Source organism: Streptomyces sp. NRRL B-3229 (assembly GCF_000719505.1).
Classification (GTDB): Bacteria; Actinomycetota; Actinomycetes; order Streptomycetales; family Streptomycetaceae; genus Streptomyces; species Streptomyces griseorubiginosus.
Window position 1 is genome coordinate 254,459 of sequence record NZ_JOGP01000018.1, and the last position, 16,916, is coordinate 271,374.

General features: G+C 71.4%; 15 protein-coding genes. 8 read left to right on the forward strand and 7 right to left on the reverse strand.

The features are described from left to right. Positions 1 to 113 precede the first annotated feature (113 nt). Together IF54_RS0127150 and IF54_RS0127155 are read left to right on the forward strand one after the other, a co-directional pair. Complete coding sequence (locus IF54_RS0127150) at positions 114 to 794, forward strand: peptidoglycan-binding domain-containing protein (protein WP_030323261.1); 681 nt, start codon at positions 114 to 116, stop codon at positions 792 to 794. Positions 795 to 803: 9 nt separating this feature from the next. Continuing rightward, positions 804 to 1,295 carry a flavin reductase family protein gene (locus IF54_RS0127155; RefSeq protein ID WP_030323264.1) on the forward strand — a complete coding sequence of 164 codons (492 nt, stop codon included), beginning with the start codon at positions 804 to 806 and terminating at the stop codon, positions 1,293 to 1,295. A 25-nt stretch (positions 1,296 to 1,320) separates the two neighbouring features. Here IF54_RS0127155 and IF54_RS0127160 read toward each other — a convergent pair whose 3' ends face one another. The 4 genes from IF54_RS0127160 to IF54_RS0127175 form a co-directional block, all read right to left on the reverse strand. Then, positions 1,321 to 3,801 carry a SpoIIE family protein phosphatase gene (locus IF54_RS0127160; protein WP_030323266.1) on the reverse strand — a complete coding sequence of 827 codons (2,481 nt, stop codon included), beginning with the start codon at positions 3,799 to 3,801 and terminating at the stop codon, positions 1,321 to 1,323. Between the two features lie 204 nt (positions 3,802 to 4,005). Beyond that, a complete protein-coding gene (locus tag IF54_RS0127165) occupies positions 4,006 to 4,575 on the reverse strand; it encodes an antibiotic biosynthesis monooxygenase (RefSeq protein ID WP_037820605.1) in 570 nt (189 codons plus the stop codon). An 84-nt stretch (positions 4,576 to 4,659) separates the two neighbouring features. Beyond that, complete coding sequence (locus tag IF54_RS0127170; RefSeq protein WP_030323268.1) at positions 4,660 to 5,052, reverse strand: hypothetical protein; 393 nt, start codon at positions 5,050 to 5,052, stop codon at positions 4,660 to 4,662. 345 nt (positions 5,053 to 5,397) lie between these two features. Next, the gene (locus IF54_RS0127175) at positions 5,398 to 6,321 is read right to left on the reverse strand and encodes a MurR/RpiR family transcriptional regulator (protein ID WP_030323269.1); all 924 of its coding nucleotides are present in this window, start codon (positions 6,319 to 6,321) and stop codon (positions 5,398 to 5,400) included. Between the two features lie 205 nt (positions 6,322 to 6,526). On the opposite strand from IF54_RS0127175, the gene IF54_RS43085 reads away from it, so the two are divergent. Both IF54_RS43085 and IF54_RS0127185 read left to right on the forward strand, forming a co-directional pair. Then, positions 6,527 to 6,691 carry a hypothetical protein gene (locus IF54_RS43085; RefSeq protein WP_199821252.1) on the forward strand — a complete coding sequence of 55 codons (165 nt, stop codon included), beginning with the start codon at positions 6,527 to 6,529 and terminating at the stop codon, positions 6,689 to 6,691. A 31-nt stretch (positions 6,692 to 6,722) separates the two neighbouring features. Further along, the gene (locus IF54_RS0127185) at positions 6,723 to 7,124 is read left to right on the forward strand and encodes a DUF3662 domain-containing protein (RefSeq protein WP_030323271.1); all 402 of its coding nucleotides are present in this window, start codon (positions 6,723 to 6,725) and stop codon (positions 7,122 to 7,124) included. Positions 7,125 to 7,153: 29 nt separating this feature from the next. On the opposite strand, the gene IF54_RS0127190 is transcribed toward IF54_RS0127185, so the two are convergent. From IF54_RS0127190 to IF54_RS0127200, 3 genes are all read right to left on the reverse strand, one after another. Continuing rightward, positions 7,154 to 8,833 (reverse strand): ArnT family glycosyltransferase, encoded by a 1,680-nt coding sequence (locus tag IF54_RS0127190; RefSeq protein ID WP_051735551.1) that lies wholly within the window; start codon positions 8,831 to 8,833, stop codon positions 7,154 to 7,156. 93 nt (positions 8,834 to 8,926) lie between these two features. Next, on the reverse strand, positions 8,927 to 10,858 hold the full coding sequence (locus tag IF54_RS0127195) for a phosphatase PAP2 family protein (protein WP_030323274.1): 1,932 nt from the start codon (positions 10,856 to 10,858) through the stop codon (positions 8,927 to 8,929). Positions 10,859 to 11,042: 184 nt separating this feature from the next. Beyond that, entirely contained in the window at positions 11,043 to 11,942 is a 900-nt protein-coding gene (locus IF54_RS0127200; protein WP_030323283.1) for an N-acetylglucosamine kinase, read from the reverse strand. Positions 11,943 to 12,250: 308 nt separating this feature from the next. Between IF54_RS0127200 and IF54_RS0127205 the strand changes: the two genes are divergently transcribed. The 4 genes from IF54_RS0127205 (at position 12,251) to IF54_RS0127220 (ending at position 16,916) form a co-directional block, all read left to right on the forward strand. Beyond that, entirely contained in the window at positions 12,251 to 13,372 is a 1,122-nt protein-coding gene (locus IF54_RS0127205; protein WP_234439069.1) for an ROK family protein, read from the forward strand. A gap of 277 nt (positions 13,373 to 13,649) precedes the next feature. Beyond that, positions 13,650 to 14,972 (forward strand): extracellular solute-binding protein, encoded by a 1,323-nt coding sequence (locus IF54_RS0127210; protein ID WP_030323288.1) that lies wholly within the window; start codon positions 13,650 to 13,652, stop codon positions 14,970 to 14,972. A gap of 124 nt (positions 14,973 to 15,096) precedes the next feature. Then, positions 15,097 to 16,017 (forward strand): carbohydrate ABC transporter permease, encoded by a 921-nt coding sequence (locus tag IF54_RS0127215; protein WP_030323290.1) that lies wholly within the window; start codon positions 15,097 to 15,099, stop codon positions 16,015 to 16,017. Next, the gene (locus IF54_RS0127220) at positions 16,014 to 16,916 is read left to right on the forward strand and encodes a carbohydrate ABC transporter permease (protein ID WP_030323293.1); all 903 of its coding nucleotides are present in this window, start codon (positions 16,014 to 16,016) and stop codon (positions 16,914 to 16,916) included. The genes IF54_RS0127215 and IF54_RS0127220 overlap by 4 nt, the downstream gene beginning before the upstream one ends.

A 16,916-nucleotide genomic window follows, 5' to 3' on the forward strand; every position in this document is an offset into this window, starting at 1 on the left:
TGGGGCGGTGAGGGAGGACCTGGCCGTCGTGCTGAACTCCCTGCCCCGTGGCCCCGTATCTCTCCCCGGGGGACGGCGAAACACCTATGCGCACGGGACGGAAGGAGAAGAGGATGCCCACACCGTCCGACCGAGGGGTGCCGCCGGACGACCGGGCCATCGAGCCCATCCGGGTGCTGCGTCCGCGCCGCACCGACGCGCTCGCGGAGCTGCTCAAAGACCTGCCGCCGGGCCCGTCCGTCGGTTCCGGGCGCCCGGCCGCCGGCTACGAGCCGATCGTGCTGCCCGGCCGCCCGTCGGGGACGGAGGACGCCACCGAGGAGCTGCCGCCGGTCAGGGACGACCCTCGCGTCCGGGACATCCCGCGGGGCCGGGTGCCCGGCCTGCGCCGCACCGCGGTCGCGGCGGCCGTGACCGCCGCCGCGGTGATCGGCTTCGGCGGCGCCCTCCTGCTCACCGACCGCACGGAGAGCACCGCGGTCGCCGCCCCCCGGCCCTCGGCGACCGCCCCCGCGGCCCCGGTACCCACCCCCACCCCCTCGGGCGCCGGCGACCCCGACGGCGCCGGCACCCTGCGCGAGGGGGACAGGGGACCCGAGGTGACCGACCTCCAGGAACGTCTGCGGCACATCCCGAACGTCTACGACAACGGGTCCACCGACGGCACCTACGACGCGACCCTGGCCGCTGCCGTGGCCCGCTTCCAGCTCTGGTACGGCATCCGCGGCGACGAGGACGGTGTGTACGGCGACGACACACGGCACGACCTGGAGTCCCGTACGGGCGGCGGCTGATCGCGGAGGATGGCGGGCATGGACGCTTTCATCGACCGGCTCGACCCCGACATGTGCGTGGTGACCGCCGCCGTGGACGGCGACCGCGCCGGCTGTCTGGTCGGGTTCGCCTGCCAGTGCTCGATCGAGCCCGTGCGGTACGTGGTGTGGCTGTCGAAGGCGAACCGCACCTACCGCGTCGCCCGTACCGCCGACCGCCTCGCCGTCCATCTGCTCACCCGCGAACAGCGGGACCTCGCCGAGCTGTTCGGCGGGCAGACGGGGGACCGCACGGACAAGTTCGCCCAGGTCCGCACGCGGCGGGAGGCCGGCGGGGCCGTCGTGCTGGAGGACGCGGCGGCCTGGTTCGTCGGCACGGTCGTCTCGCGCACCGACGGTGGCGACCATGTCGGATTCTTCCTTGAACCGCAGACGTGGGGCGCCCGCGAGGACACCGCGGAGACGCCTCTGCTACGGCTCTCCGACGCGGTCTCCATCTCGCCCGGCCACCCGGCGGACTGACCCGGACCGCGAAGCGGCCGACCGGTCACTGCGGTGCGCCGGGCACCCGGATGTCCACTACGCACACGTCGTCGCGCCGTTCGCCCTCCAGGACCGCGATGAGCAGCGGGAGCAACGAGCCCGGCTCCCGGGAGTCATGGGCCGCGACGGCCGCGGCGAGCCGGTCCAGGCCGTGGTCGAGGCCCTCCGACGGCCGCTCCACCAGGCCGTCCGTGTAGAGCAGGACCCGGTCGCCCGGTTCCAGCACACAGCGCGCCTCCACGAAGTCCGGGGCGGCGCAGGCCCCGAGCAGCATGCCGACCGGGCGCTCGAGATAGCGCACCTCGCCGCCGCGCACCAGCAACGGCGGTGGATGACCGGCCTGGGCCCACACCAGGCAGTGCTCGTCCGGGTCGTAGCGGGCCAGGACCATGGTCGCGGTGGTGTGCGCGTCGTGGGAGCCGCGGGAGTGCAGGAGCAGGGTGTTGAGCCGGGCCAGCGCCCCGGTCAGCGACGACCCGGTGATGACCATGCCCTTGGCGGTGAAGCGCAGTTGGGCCATGGTGGCCACCGCGTCGATGCCGTGGCCCGCGACGTCGCCGACCACGAACAGGGCCTCTCCGTCGGGCAGTTCGATGGCGCTGAACCAGTCACCGCCGACGTGGATCCCCGCCTGGGCGGGCAGGTAGGCCACTTCGACCCGGAGTCCGGCGAGGGCGACCGGCCGGGTGGGCAGCGGGAGCAACGCGTGCTGGAGCCGGGCGGCCAGGGCCCGTTCGGCGTGCAGCACACCGTCCTGGGTGAGGATCGCCCGCTCGCTCTCGACGAGGGCCAGTTCGGCGCTGCGCTGCGCGGTGAGGTCCTGCACGAAGCCATGCACCTCGACGGGCTGGTTCTCCCCGTCCTTCACCACCTCGGCGACCATCCGCAGATGGCGGACCTCGCTCCCGGACCTGATCCGGAAGGGGAGGTCGAACTGGCGCCCTGTGCGCAGGAGTTGCTCGACGGCCCGGGTGAGCACCGGCGCGTCCTCGGGTACGGCGAGCCCCGGGAGGTCGGCCAGGCGGACCGGTCCGAGCGCAGGGTCCCGGCCCATGACGAGGAAGGTCTGGGAGGACCAACTGCCCTCGTCGGTGACGAGGTTCCAGTTCGCCCAGCCCAGCTGCCCCAGCCGCTGCACGTCCGCCAGGCGCTGCTCCTGCCGGTCGGAGGAGTCGTGCCGGACCCAGGTGAGGACCAAGGCGTCGCCCAGCCGGGCCGCGTGCACGGCGTACGTGGACAGCTCGGCGCTGCCGTCCACCACCGACTGGTGGGCGAACGGCTCGCCCTCGAACGGCTCACCCGTGGTCAGGGTGCGCAGACAGCCGTGCCACACCGCCTCGTCCGCCATGCTCGGCAGACACTCCAGGACCCGTCGGCCGACCAACTGGCGACCGGTGCGGCCCAGGACGTCGACCGCGTCCTCGGTGGCGGCGTCGATCCGGTAGTCGCCGACCACGCCGTCGGTTCCGCGCAGCGGTGTGAGCAGCATCGCCGAGCCCGGCAGCGAGTCGAACACCGGCTGTGCGGCGGCCACCGTGGCCCCGGGGGTGGGCGTCCGCCGGGCGCCGAAGGAACGGAGCCAGCCCGCGCACAGCCGGGCGACGGCCCGCAGCAGGTGCCGATCCGCGAGGGAGAAGGCGCCGCCGCGCGCCCGCAGGATCCCGATGCAGACCTCGGCCGCGCCCTCCGCCGGCACCGGCAGCCAGGCGCGGGACAGCCAGCGTTCCGGGGGATCCCCGATGAGCAGATGCCGCTCCTGATCCCGCGCGAAGTCCTCCAGCCAGCGCGGCTCGCGCGCGCGGAGCGCCTCGAGCGCGGCGACGCCGTCCAGCGGCGGCACCATCGCCCACTGGCCGGCCAGCGTGTCGTCGATCCCGGCGTGCCCGATCAGTTCCAGACCTCCGGTGGGCAGGGTCCTGAAGAGCATGAGCGCGTCGGCGTCGACGTCCGCCGTGAGCTCCTCCAGCAGGCACCGGGCCAGGTCGTGGGGCGTGGCGGCATGGACGAGGGCCTTGCCGAGACGACCGAGCGCGGTGAATCCGTCGTCCGGACCGGCGCTGCCCCGCCCGTCGGAGGCGCCGGTGCTGTCCCGCTCGTCGGCCGGCCCGGTGCCGGTCCACGCCCACTGCGGACCGGCGGGGCCCGGAACAGCGGAGAGGGTGCCGGCGGGGGCCGCGGACGGGTCGGTGCCGGGGCCTGCGGACTGGTCGGTGCCGGTGGGGACCTCGACGCTGCCGGACTCAGGGGCGGTCCCGGGCAGTGGGGGCACCAGAGCGCCGAAGGTGATCCAGCACTCCTCCAGGAGGGTGCGGTCGCCGGCCTTGGCGCGCCGCAGCAGTTCCTCTCCTGCCGCTTCGGGGGTGCAGCCGGTCTGGGCCATGAGGACACCCTTGGCCCGCTCCAGCACCGCCGCGGTGGCGGCCTGATCCCGCAACCGGTCCATCTCCGCACGCTGTCTGGCCACGACCTTGGCCATCGCGGCCATGTCGGGGACGGTCCCGGCGTGCGAAGGGCCGGCAGGCTCGCTCGTCACGGGTCGAGCATCGCACAGGTGGCCGGGGTCGATCCCGCCTGTGTCCGCACACGTCGCACACACCGGTGACCCCGCCGGTTGACGAAACCGGCCGTGCCCCCCGTTCCGCTGGGGGCAGGAATGGACGCCACGGTCACGTCTCCCTCCCGGACGGGCTCAGTTGCCTGGTGCCGGATACAGCCACCGGCGCAGCAGCCGGCTCAGTACGGGCATGATCAGGTACGTCAGCACCGGCAGCAGAACCACGGGGAAGACGGCGGCCCGAAGCGGCAGCGGCCACGCGGCGGTCCGGGGTGTCAGCAGCCACTGGACCAGCAGGGTGCAGGGGAAGGCGCCGAGGAACGTGGTGAGCACCATCTTCCAGCGGACCGGGGGCCGCACCGTGGTGCCGGGCAGGCTGAACCAGGTCTCCAGACCGGTGGTCGACTGCCGTTCACCGCCGAGCTCCGTGGCGACGCCGTCGATGCGCGCGTGCCAGTCGGCCCGCTCGTCGGACTCCAGCCACGCGGTCAGCCGGTGCGCGTCCGACCAGCGCAGCACCGCGTGGTAGCGGTGTCCGTCCTCGGGCCGCAGCCAGGACACGCCCTCGTTGCCGGGGAACCGTCGGGCGCAGCGGGTGATGCCCTGGGTCCAGCGCTCGAACTCCCGCTCGTGGCCGGGGCGCACCTCCCACGTCAGGACCGTGGTGACCGGGTCGCCGCGCCGCACTTCGGAGGTGGTGCTCATGCTCACCCCGGTTCCACGAACGGCGTGGATCATGCCCCGCGGGAGGAGCAGCGCCCGGGTGGCCCTCGATGCCCCGCGGGAGCGTCAGCGGCCCTGGTGGTGTTCGACCAGCGCCTGGGTGACCTCGCGGACGCTGCGGGCGATGTGCTGGAGCTGGAGGACCTCAGCCGCGTACAGCTTGATCGTGTGCTCGATGACCGACTCCGGCAGTCCGAGCGCCGGCAGGTCGGCGCGGGCGGTCTGGAGCGCCGTGCGCGCCACCCGGATCTCGTGCTGCACTTGGATCTGGGCGTGCCGGGCCAGCAGGACGGTGTGCCGCATCAGGGCCGGATAGCTCGCGTACCGCGCCGGCACCAGGTCGCGCAGCCACTTGGCGGCGGAACGCTCCCAGTCGTAGCTGCCGGGGGTCTTGACCTGGCAGGGCCAGTCCGGACCGGTCCGGATGTAGGTCCGCGTGGTCGTCAGGGTCATGATCATCGCTTCCGGTGTGCGGCGTCGTGCGGCTGGTCCGACGGGTTGGGCGGCCCCGGCCTAGGGGATGACCGGGGCCGCCACGGGCCCGCGTGCAGGCGGGCCCAACCGAACACCCCGGGCGCCGACGCGGGTAGGTGGACGACGGCTCGGGATGTCCGTGAGGGGAGCCCTTTCGGGCGGTTGGGGTGGGACGGGGACAGGGGTGCGGACGAGTCCCCGGAGCGGTCCCGGGGTGATCCGTGAGCAGTATTTATATATGCCGTTCGCTTTGCAAGGAGTATGAAAACATTCATGCTTGATTTATTACGAAAGGTCCCGTTGTGAAGCGGTATGACCGGGGAGGGGTGCTCAGTCCCTGAGGAAGAACTGGTGCTGGTCGGAGATCTGCTCGTACTCCTCCAGCCGCGCCTGGGTCCGTTCCGGATCCGCGTCGGTCATGGCCTGGAGCAGTGCGGCGGCGATGACCCCGGGTGCCGCGTAGGAGTCGAAGACCAGGCGGGAGCCGGTGCCGGTGGTGAACAGGACGTCCGCCTCGTCGGCCACGTGCCCCAGCGCCAGGTCGGTGACGAGCGCGACCTTCAGCCCGGCGCTGCGGGCGACCCGCAGCGCGGTCAGCGTCTCCTGGGCGTGCCGGGGCATCGAGAACGCGAGCACCCAGGTCCCGCCCGCCTCACGTGACTGGAGGAGGGCGTCGTAGGCGACGCTGCCGCCGCGGGTGACCAGCCGTACGTCGGGATGGATACGGCGGGCCGCATACGCGAAGTACTCCGCCAGCGAGGCCGAGATCCGCAGGCCCAGGATGGTCAGCGGGGTCGACTCGGACAGCTTGCGGCCGAGGTCGATCATCCGGTCGGGGTCGGCGAAGTCGCGGCGCAGGTTCTCCAGGTTCTCGATCTCCGCGTCGACGGCGGCCTGGAGTTCGTTGCCGCGGGACTCCTCGTCGGCCACCGGGCCCCCGGCGAGCGTGCCGAGCGCGATGGCCTGGAGCTTCTCCCGCAGCGCGGGGTAGCCGCTGAATCCCACTGCGGCCGCGAACCGGGTCACCGAGGGCTGGCTCACGCCCACCCGCTCGGCGAGGTCGGTGATGGAGAGGAACGCCGCTTCGGTGATGTGCTCGATCAGGTACTGCGCGATGCGCCGCTGCCCGGGCGAGAGCCGGGGCCTGTCGAAGAGCGTCCGGAGCTGGGAAGCCGGGGCGGCCTCCGCTTCCGGTGCGCTTTTGCCCGAGGTGATCGCGGATGCCTGTGCACGTGCCTGCTGCGGCGATGGCACCGGGGCGCCTCCTTTGTCTCCCACGGGGAGTCAACATAGCTCACACGCCCTGGTGACCAGCGTCGGTGCGACAGCGTCGGGCCGGCGCCGATCGGGACGGGTGCGCCGGCGCCGATCGGGACGGATACGCCGGCGCCTATCGGGAACCCGCCGCTGGGCAAGGACTTCGACCACACGTTTCGACGACACCTAGGAGCGGCCCCGTATGACGGTCCCCGAGGAGAACCGGCACAAGACCGACACCACCGACGAACTCCTGAACTCCCGGCACCAGGAGGGCGAGCCGCCCGTCCCCGGCGGCAGCGGACGGACCCTGCGCGAGGCGTTCGAGGAAGCGCGGGTGGAACCCGACGACTTCGCCCAGCAATGACGCCGTACGCGAACCAGGCAGGTGAGTGGGAATGGGTGCGCTGAGCGCGCTGGAACAGGCAATGGAGCACGGCTGGGAGACGCTGTGGGCGCGGATCGTCGGTCGCGAGCCCGTCGAACTCCTGGAGGCGCTGCGCAACGAGTGCGACAGCAACGTGGTCGTGTGCAGCGAGAGCCGGGTGGTGGTCCCGAACGCGTACGACGTCGAACTTGCGGACTTCGCCTACGACGAACTCGAACGCCGGGGCAGCGACGTGGGCCAGGAGCTCACCGACAGCCTCGCCCGGCACGGCGAGCGCCAGGGTTACGAATGGGCGGGACCGCTCACCGTGCACATCACCAGGTCCGGCCAGGTGCCCAACGGCCGCTACCGGGTGGTGAGCCGGGCGATGCCGCACGTGAGCGCCGAGGGCTTCCAGCTCGCGGCCCGCTGAGCGGCGAGGCCCCGCAGCCGACCGGATGATCATCGGCGGTAGATCGTGATCGAGTGGCCGACCTCGTCGACGGGCCGGCTGCTGTCGATCAACTCGGCCAGCCGGCCCTTCGCCTTGGCAACCGAGGAGTCCGAGACGACGAGCAGTCCGCGGACCTCACCGGCCGGCACCTCGCGCGGGTCGGACGCCTCGATGCCGTACGCGGAGGGCACCCCGCTGCCCTTGTACACGAGCCAGATCCGCTCGTGCGGATAGCGCTTCCGCAGCCGGTCGGCGAGCCGGCCGAGATCCTGTCCCCAGTCGACGTTGGAGTCGTGCAGCCGCAGATGCGTGGCGGACGGTCCGCCGAACGCCTCGTTGGAGTACGGCAGATAGTAGGGAAACGTCCGCAGCGAACTGACGGCCACGAACAGCACCAGCGCCGCGGTCGCTCCGGTCGCCCACCGCCGGCGCACCGCGAGGACACAACCGGCCGCCACCGTCAGGAACATGGGCAGGAAGAGCGTGTACCGGGTGCCGAAGTCCCGCACCCCCGTCATCGCCGATGCCAGCAACACCCCTGCGGGGACCAGCAGATACGGGGCCGCGGGCCGCAACCGCCGTACCGCCACCAGCGCCACGGCCCCGGCGGCCCACAGCGCGAGCAGACCCATCGGGGTCTTCACCAGCAGTGCCGCCGGCAGGTAGTACCAGAGGTGCCCGGTGTAGACCCGCCCGAACAGGAAGCCCTCCCACGGGTGGTTCTCGAACCGCAACTGAAGGAGCATCCCGTCCGTGTACGCCTTGGGAAGCGGCAGCAGATGGGCCAGCGTCCCCCGCAGCCCGTGCACCACCGGCACCGGGTCCTGGGACGGCCAGCGCAGCCGCGGGTCGACGACCAGGTACGACGCCCATACGACGGCGATCGCGGCCACCGCCGTGGCGGCCGCCCCCGCGAGGACCCGGAGCAGCTTGCCGCGCCGCTCGGTGTCCGGGTGCGCGTGCCACACCGACAGGGCGGCCAGGCCCATGAACACCGGCACCGCGGGCAGCGCGCTCATCTTGGTGGCGAGCGCCGCCCCGAGCGCGAGACCGGCGAGCGGTACGTAGAGCCGAGGCCGCAGTCGGGCCCGCCACAGCAGCCACACCGAGGTGAGCAGGAAGCCGGCCGTCGGGACGTCGAGGGTGGCCAGCGAACCGTGGGCGACGACGTCGGGGGAGAAGGCGTACAGGGCCAGGGCCGTGAGACCCGCGGCCCGTCCGGCGAGTTCGCGGGCGAAGGCGAACACCACCAGCCCGAACAGCAGGGTCAGCACGATCACCGGGAGGCGGCCCCAGAACATCAGCGTCCAGGGATCGTTGCCCGACTCGTAGAGCAGATGGGGGCCGAGGTCGATCTGGGGGCCGTGGAAGCCCGTGTCCACGTGCGGGTCGGCGATCGCCACCCCGGCGGCGATCACGAGCTTGCCGAGCGGCGGGTGCTCGGGGTTGTAGCGGATGCCCTGACCGTGCAGGTACTCGGCGGCCGTGGCTACGTAGACGGGTTCGTCGATCGTGGGGGTCTGCTGGACGGCGGTGGTCACCATGACGGCCGCCATCTGCGCCAGCAGCACGACGACGAGGAGCGGCACCAGCCACCGCCGAGCGGCTCGCGGCCGCCGCTGCTCGTCGTCGCGTGACCCGGACCCGCGGACCGGCTCCAGGACCGCCTGTTGCTCGCTCGTCATCATCCGCCCCGCGGTGACGCCGGGCGGGCGGTGGCGGGAGCGATCCGGAGGGACCTCATGAGGGCCACTCTCGCACCGGCTCCCGCCCCGCGGGCGTCATCGCTTCAGGAGTCGTACCGACAGACCTTCCGCCGTGTAGACGGGTACGGCCCGCAGCGTGCCGGAGTTCAGCTCGACGCGGTCGAACTGGCCGCGCAGCGCCGATGCGGAGAGCACCCGCACCCGCTGACCGGCCTTCGGGGGCTTCTTCGCGTCCAGCGTCAGCCTCAGCACGCTGCCCTTGCCGAGCACCGCGCGCCGGGTCACCTCCAGGACCGGCTCCTGGCCGGAGCGCAGGGTGAGCTCCAGCGCGGCGGAGTCCTGGGTGTAGGTCCCGTGGACCTGGAGCGACCTGCCGGCGAGCGTCAGCCTGCCGCCCCGTACGCGGACGTCGCCGTGGCCGAGGGCGTGGGCGGAGGCGGCGACCAGGGTGCCCTCCTGGACGACGGTCCCGCCGGTGTAGCTGTTGTGGCCGGTCAGGGTGAGCGTGCCGCTGCCCTTCTTGGTCAGGCCGCCGCATCCGTCGATGTCGTTGCGCCAGCTGTCGGCCGTGTGGAAGCCGCCCCCGGCCGCGTCGAGGGTGACGGTGACGTCGGAGTCGAAGGAGCCGTAACCGTCCGCGGCGGCGAACAGGTTGAGCCGGCCCCACTGCTCCCAGCCGTCCAGCAGGACGTACCCGGAGGGCAGCGCCGTGGTCCGCAGGACCTCGCGGCGCTGGGCGGCGTCCAGGTACGGCTGCCGGGTCTCCAGCAGCACCTCGGCGCCCTTGGGCACGGTGAACGCGTTGCTGCGGCCCTCCCGCTTGAGCACGTAGGTCAGCCGGGGCGTCACGGCACGCTCGTTGGCGTCCCGGTCGGCGTACGGGTCGGCGGGGTCCGAGTGGGCGTAGGCGAACAGGGTGTCGGCCGTGGTGCCGGTCCGCTTCGTGAAGTAGGCCAGCGCCTGGGCCCGGGCGTCCGCCTTGAGCTGCGCGTTCGCCGGGTCGGCCAGGGTGGCGGCGGCCAGGGCGGTGGCCATGATCCGGCCGCCCATGACGTCGACCGTGGAGTGCATGCCCGCCACGATCCGGGTGTGGCTCAGCTCCATGGCGCGGGTGACCAGCTCCTGGAACCGCTCGGGCACGGCGTACGCGTAGGCCAGTGAGGCCAGGTGGTAGGCGTTGGTGTGCCCGCTGGGGAAGCCGCCGTCGTCCGCCGGGGAGGTGCTGCGCTGACGCAGCAGCTGCGGGGCCACGACCACCTTCGACTCGTACACCGGGTAGCCGAGCGCGTCCTTCCGGCCGGTGTCGACGACCTGGCTGTCCTCGTTCATGCGCCACGGGCGTGGGTACAGGTAGGCGTACTTGGACGGGTTGCCCGACGCCCAGTTGCCGCGCACGGTGTCCACCAGCGTGGCCACCTTGCCGAGGTCCGAGTCGTGCGAGCCGGCACCGAGCGCCGAGCCCGCCGGGGCGTCGGCCGGCAGGGTGTCGTCGATGGTGGTCGGGGGAGTGCCGTCGGGCGCGCTGGTGATCGACGTGACCGCCTTGGCGCCGGCCTTGTAGAGCGGGGCGAGCGGGCCGAGGCCGTCGATCGTGGAGTAGCTCTGGTGCATGCGGTCGTAGAGGAACGCGAGCTTCGCCTCGGCCGGGGTGCGCCGGGTCGTGACGTCGATGCTGTACCGCACGTTGGCACGCAGGATGTCGTTCCGCAGCGGCGTGCCGGTGTTCCAGGCGTCGCCGGTCTTCCATATCTGCGCGAAGCCGCCGAGAGCCCGCACGACCGCGTTGGTCTCGGGCGTGCGGTTCGCGGACTGGTTGGTCTTGTAGTCGTCGACGAACGCGAGGGGCGCGGTGGCGGCCTTCGCGTCGGCGGCGGCCAGCCAGCCGACCAGAGTGGGCGCGGCCACGACACCTGCGGTGGCGCCCAGGGAGGTCTTCAGGAAGCCCCTGCGGTTCACGGCGCGTCCGGTGGCGCGCGCGGGGGACTCCTGCCCGGCGGATGACGGCATGGATGAGCCTCTCTGTTCAGTTCTGCGGCCCTACGGCCGGGGCGGTGGTGCACATGACAGTGGTGCGGATGCGACTCATGATGCGCCTGAGGACTGAGCGTCGAATGCGCTTTCCGAAGTCGTACGAGCGAAGATCTACGGGCGAGTCATGTCGGAGCGGAGGAGACTCGGCGACGAGGGCATGTCACACAAGTGAACGGGCCATCGCCACGGCTCCCTCGACCGGCGGTTCCCGCAGCGGACGGGGCCGGGCCGTGGGCACGCTCTCGGCGAGCGCCGACGTGAACGCGTCGTACAGCGGGGGCTGGGCGAGGACGGTGCTGCCCGCGACCACGACGTCGTCGACCACGACCCCGCGCGCGGCGAGGCGTCCGACGAGTGCGGCCAGGGCGTGGCCCGCTTCCGAGATCACGGAGCGGGCGAGAGAGGATCCTGCCTCGGCGGCCGCGAAGACGGCCGGGGCATGCCGGCCCCACTCGGCGGAGGCGGCGGTGACGTGTTCCAGCGCGGCGCCGAGCGCGGGCACCTCGGGGACGTCGAACCCGGCGAGCAGACCGTGCGCCAGCGCGTCGGGTTCCTCGCCGCGGTCGTGCGCCGCCCATACGGCGCGGACGGCCTCGCGGACCAGACCGGCGGCGCCGCCCTCGTCGCCCAGGAGCGCACCCCAGCCACCGACCTGCACCGGGGTGCCGTCGGCGAAACGGCCCACGGCGACCGAGCCGGTGCCGGCGACCAGGCCGACGCCCTTCTCCAGTCCCGCGGCCGGAACCAGCAGTTCGGCGTCGCCCACGACCAGCGCGGGCGCGTCGAAGTGCAGCTGGAGAGCGGTGCGGATCTGCGCGCACTGTCGCGGGGTCTCACAGGCATGGCCGCCGACGGCGAGCGCCGACGGGCGAACGCCCGCGGGCAGTGCCTCGGCGGCCAGTGCGGCCAGCCAGCCGGCCGCGGCCACGGGGTCGTGCGGCCGCCAGCCGCTGCTGGAACGGACATGATCGGCCACGAGGGTGTCGCCCGCGTACGCGCGCAGCTGGGTCTTGGTGCCGCCCACGTCGATGCCGACCACCAGGGGTGCGGTGTCCTGCACGGATCCTCTTTCGTCGGTGCGCTGGGTGCTGCGACGGTGGGCGAACCGTGCCTGGAGGCAAGGCAGTTGATGAACTCGGGAAGCCCCGGGACAGGCTTCTGACGGACCACGGCAGGCGAGTACCGTGACGTTCGTTAGGAAGTTAACTAACGAAGTACAGTGCCTGTCAATAGGCGTTGCGCACCCGGCTTCCCGGGCAGCCTCCCCGGGCCGGGAACGCGCGGCGCCCGAGCAACCCATCGCCGCCTCCCGCCGAGCCGCTCGGGCCGGGAGGGGGCCTGTGACCTGGGGGAACTGTGGAACACGACGTGGCAAGAGCCCCCCGTCTGACCGAGAGCGCGAACGCTGTGTTCGCCGTGCTGGCCCAGGCGGGGGCCGCGACCCGGCCGCAGCTGGCGAGTCTCGCGCGCCTGTCCAAGCCGACGGTCTCCTCCGCCGTGGCCGAACTGGAGGGCGTTCACCTCGCCGCCCACTCCGGCACCTCGTCCGGGGCCACGGGCCGCAGTGCCGCCGTCTACCGTCTCGGTCCGGCCGCGGGCGCCGTGCTCGCCGTCGACCTCGGCCCCGCCCTCACCCGGGTCCGTGGCTGCGCCCTGGACGGCACGCTGCTCGCCGAGGCCACCGGGCCCCGGGAGGACGCCGCCGACGTGGTGCGGGAGGCGCTGTCCGCGCTGCCCCCGGACGCGCCGCTGCGCACCATCGTGGTGGCCGTCGGCGACGTCACCGCCCCGCAGCGGCTGCGCCCGGCCACCGCCAAGGCCGGTCCCGTCTTCGACGCGGTGACCGTGGCGCTGCCGCCCGGAGTCCCCGTGCACCTGGAGAACAACGTCAACTGCGCCGCCCTCGCCGAACTGCACGAGGGCGCGGCCCGCGGCCGGCACACCTTCGGCTATCTGCGGATCGGCGTCGGTATCGGTCTCGGCATCGTCGTCGGGGGACAGGTGCTGGCTGGCGCCAACGGGGCCGCCGGTGAGCTCGCCCGGCTGCCCTACCCCTGGGACGACGACCTGGAGCCCCGCCACGAGGCCCTGGAGGAGTACATCGGGGCCCACTCCCTCCTGCGCCGCGCCGCGGCGGCCTGGCCGGATTCCGACGGCCCCTGCCCGCGCACCGCCGAACAGCTCTTCGCGCTGGCCGGAGAGGGGGTTGACACAGCCCGTGCGATTGTCGACCGGCACGCCGTGGACGTGGGCCGGCTGGCCGCCGCGGTGACCGCCGTACTGGACCCCGGGCTGCTTGTCCTGGGCGGCAGCACCGGGGCGTTCCCGCAGCTCCTGCCCGGTGTGCGGGCCGAGCTCGAACGGCTGAGCTGGCCCACCGAGGTGGTCAGCAGCCAGGTCGGTGATCTCGGCACCGTGGTGGGCGCCTCCCGCCTCGCGGTCGCCAGAGGAGTCCAAACCGTGACCCAGCCTGTGCGAACGAAGGATTGACGGTTTCGGACTCGGTCTGCCAATGTCCGGACAAGCGCTTTCTAAGTCGGCCGGGACGCCGGCTTGGGGCGAGCGTCCCGCCCGTACTCGATGTACGGCAACCGCACGAGGGCGTGCCCGTGCGGTGACGGTCCAAGGGACCGGGGACCCTCCCCCTTCAGGATGACGCGGCCGGGCGAGGCCGCGCCCTCGGAAAGCGAACCTCCTGCAAACTGCACCAGTGCCGCCAAGATCGGCGCCGTGCTCCGTCCCCTACGACGAAAAAAAGGGATCGAAGATGACCACTGTGGGTGTGCGGCGCTCTCGCCGTCTCGGCCGCGGCGGCACGCGCCGCCTGGTTTCCCTCGCTGCCGCTGTCTCGGCAGGTGCTCTGACGCTCACCGCCTGTGGCGGGGACGGCGGCTCCGGCGGTACCTCCAAGTCGCTGACCTTCTGGATCTCCACCGTTCCGGGCCAGGACGCGGGCTGGAAGAAGGTGGTCGCCGACTACAAGAAGGAAGCCGGCGTCAGCATCAAGCTCGTCAACATCCCCTACGACGGCTACACCACGAAGCTGCACAACGCCGCGCAGGCGAACTCCCTGCCCGATGTGGCGGCCGTCCCGGCGCTGGACCCGATCTGGTCGAGCAAGCTGATCGACCTCAAGTCCATCGCGGACAAGAAGAGCAACAACATCAACCAGAACTTCCTTGCCAAGGACTCCTCCGGCAAGGTGCTCTCGATCCCCTCCGACGTCACCGCGTCCGGCCTGTTCATCAACAAGTCGCTCTTCGAGAAGGCCGGGGTCTCCTTCCCGACCGACCCGGCGAAGACCTGGACCTGGACCGACTTCATCGCCGCGGCCAACAAGGTCCGCGAGAAGACCGGCGTCAAGTACTCGCTCACCTTCGACCAGTCGCCGTCGCGCCTGCGCGCCATGGTGTACGAGATGGGCGGCAAGTACGTCCACGCCGACGACTCCGGCAAGTTCTCGGTGGACGCGGCGACCAAGAAGGCCGTGAACACCTTCGTCGGCTGGAACGACGACAAGACCATGCCGAAGTCGGTGTGGACCTCCGGCGCCGACCCGTCCGCCATGTTCCAGAGCGGTGACGTCGTCGCCTACTGGTCCGGCGTGTGGCAGGTCGCCGCCTTCGCGGACAGCATCAAGAAGTTCGAGTGGGCGAGCGTCCCGACCCCGGCCCAGCCGGTGCAGGCCAGTGACGTCAACAGCGGCGGCATGGTCGTCGGCTTCAACAACAACGGCGACGCGTCCAAGGCCGCGACGAAGTTCCTGTCCTGGCTGTACGAGCCGGCCCACTACAAGGTGCTGTGCGAGACGTCCGGCTTCCTGCCGGTCGAGAGCGGCCTGAACCCGGCGTACCCCTTCAAGTCCGATGCGGCGCAGGCGGCGTTCAAGCTCTACAACCAGGAGATCCCGCTCTACGCCCCGATCTCCGGCTACTTCAACAACGCCCAGACGGAATGGGTGCTGAAGGGCAAGAGCCTGACCGAGGACCCGACCAAGACGGAGCTCGGCAAGGCCATCAACGGCCAGCAGTCGGCCGACAAGGCCCTGGAGAACATCGTGGCCGGCTACAACCAGCAGGTCGGCGGCTGATCACCGGCCACCGGCGCCCGGGCGGCGGCGTCCCCACCCCGCCGCCCGGCCCCGGCCGCCCCAGGCCGCCGGGCTCAGGGCCTGAGCCCACCGCAATCCCTTCCACCAGCACGGAGACAGGAAGATGACAAAACGCGCCTCGGACGTGTCGGTGAGCCCGCCGAGTCGTCCCAGCAGACGCAGTAAGTACACTCTTGCGCCGCTCGTCCTCATCGCGGCCAACGTCGTGCTCTTCGCGCTGTTCTTCGTCTGGCCCGCGGTGATCGGGCTCATCTACTCCTTCACGAACTACACGGGCGTGGGGGTGTTCCAGTGGGTCGGCCTGGACAACTACCAGAACCTGTTCGGGGACTCCACGTTCTACGACGCGCTGACCCGGACGCTGCTCTACACGGTCCTCTTCGTCCCGCTGAACTTCGTGGTCTCGCTGCTCGCCGCCAACCTGGTGGTGAGCAAGCACGCCAAGGGCGGATCGGTCGCCCGTGTCATCTTCTTCATCCCGTGGCTGCTGTCGCCCATCGTCGTGGGTGTCCTGTGGCGGTGGATGTTCGGTGAGAACTTCGGCCTGGTCAACTACGTCATCGAGAAGTTCGGCGGGGACGCCGTGCCGTGGCAGTCGAACGCGGACCTCTCGCTGCTCGTCGTCGTGATGGCGGCGGCCTGGGCCTGGACGGGCTTCACGATGCTGCTGTTCATCGCGGCGATCAAGAACGTGCCGGTGTCGTACTACGAGGCGGCCTCGCTCGACGGCGCCGGACCCTGGCGCCAGTTCTTCAGCATCACCCTGCCGAGCATCGCGCCCACCTCGTTCATCGTGATCCTGCTCAACACGATCAACTCGATGAAGGAGTACCCGGTGTTCGTCGCCCTCAACAACGGCGGACCCGGCACCTCGAACAACCTGCTCGTCCAGTACATCTACGAGACCGGCTTCAAGCGGGGCCAGATCGGCTACGCGAGCGCCGCGTCGTTCGTGCTCATGCTCATCCTGATGGCCGTCGCGATCATCCAGCTGATCGTCAACCGACGGGTGGAGAACCGATGACAACCACCGACATCCCGCGCCCGGCCGACGTCGGCTCCCGGCGGAGCGTCTCCAAGAAGCGGCCCCGCAAGACGGCCACCGGTGGGCTCCGGCAGGCGGTGTCCGCGACGACACTGCTGTGGATCATGGCGTGCCTGTACGGCTTCCCGGTGCTGTGGTTCGTCCTCAGCTCCTTCAAGCCGTCCAGCGACCTGTTCTCCTATCCCCTGACGCTGGTCCCGCACAACCCCACCCTGTCGGGATTCAGGGCGGCGTGGGACAGCGCCAACTTCTCCCAGTACTTCATCAACACGGCCCTCGTCTGCGTGATCACGACGATCCTCACGGTGGGCGTCAGCTGCTGCACCGGCTACGCGCTGGCGAAGTACGACAACAAGTGGCTCAAGGCCTTCTTCATCTGCATCCTGGCCACCACCATGCTGCCGGGCGAGGTCATGCTCGCTCCGGAGTTCCTGGTCGTCCGCAACCTCGGCCTCTACAACTCGTTCGCCGGCATCATCCTCCCGGCCGTGCTCACCGCGACCGGATGCTTCATGTTCCGCCAGTTCTTCCTGACGGTCCCCGACGAACTCGTGGAGGCCGCGCGCATCGACGGCGCCCGCGAACTGGCCATCTTCGCGCGGATCATGGTGCCGCTGTCCCGGCCCATCATGCTGACCCTCGCCATCCTGTCCTTCCAGTGGCGCTGGAACGACTACATCTGGCCGCTGCTGATGCTGAACGACCCCAACAAGTTCACCGTGCAGATCGGTATCCAGAGCATCGTCGGCGCGCAGAACATCAACTGGTCGGTCCTGCTGGGCGCGTCGGTGATCTCGATGATCCCGCTGATCGCGATCTTCCTGGTCTTCCAGAAGTACGTCATGGGTGCCGACATCAACGCCGGACTGAAGGACTGA

Coding starts and splice junctions, on each gene's coding strand:
- IF54_RS0127150 (WP_030323261.1), top strand. CDS start 114: ATGCCCACACCGTCCGACCGAGGGGTGCCGCCGGACGACCGGGCCATC.
- IF54_RS0127155 (WP_030323264.1), top strand. CDS start 804: ATGGCGGGCATGGACGCTTTCATCGACCGGCTCGACCCCGACATGTGC.
- IF54_RS0127160 (WP_030323266.1), bottom strand. CDS start 3,801: ATGGCCGCGATGGCCAAGGTCGTGGCCAGACAGCGTGCGGAGATGGAC.
- IF54_RS0127165 (WP_037820605.1), bottom strand. CDS start 4,575: ATGAGCACCACCTCCGAAGTGCGGCGCGGCGACCCGGTCACCACGGTC.
- IF54_RS0127170 (WP_030323268.1), bottom strand. CDS start 5,052: ATGATCATGACCCTGACGACCACGCGGACCTACATCCGGACCGGTCCG.
- IF54_RS43085 (WP_199821252.1), top strand. CDS start 6,527: ATGACGGTCCCCGAGGAGAACCGGCACAAGACCGACACCACCGACGAA.
- IF54_RS0127185 (WP_030323271.1), top strand. CDS start 6,723: ATGGGTGCGCTGAGCGCGCTGGAACAGGCAATGGAGCACGGCTGGGAG.
- IF54_RS0127190 (WP_051735551.1), bottom strand. CDS start 8,833: ATGATGACGAGCGAGCAACAGGCGGTCCTGGAGCCGGTCCGCGGGTCC.
- IF54_RS0127195 (WP_030323274.1), bottom strand. CDS start 10,858: ATGCCGTCATCCGCCGGGCAGGAGTCCCCCGCGCGCGCCACCGGACGC.
- IF54_RS0127210 (WP_030323288.1), top strand. CDS start 13,650: ATGACCACTGTGGGTGTGCGGCGCTCTCGCCGTCTCGGCCGCGGCGGC.
- IF54_RS0127215 (WP_030323290.1), top strand. CDS start 15,097: ATGACAAAACGCGCCTCGGACGTGTCGGTGAGCCCGCCGAGTCGTCCC.
- IF54_RS0127220 (WP_030323293.1), top strand. CDS start 16,014: ATGACAACCACCGACATCCCGCGCCCGGCCGACGTCGGCTCCCGGCGG.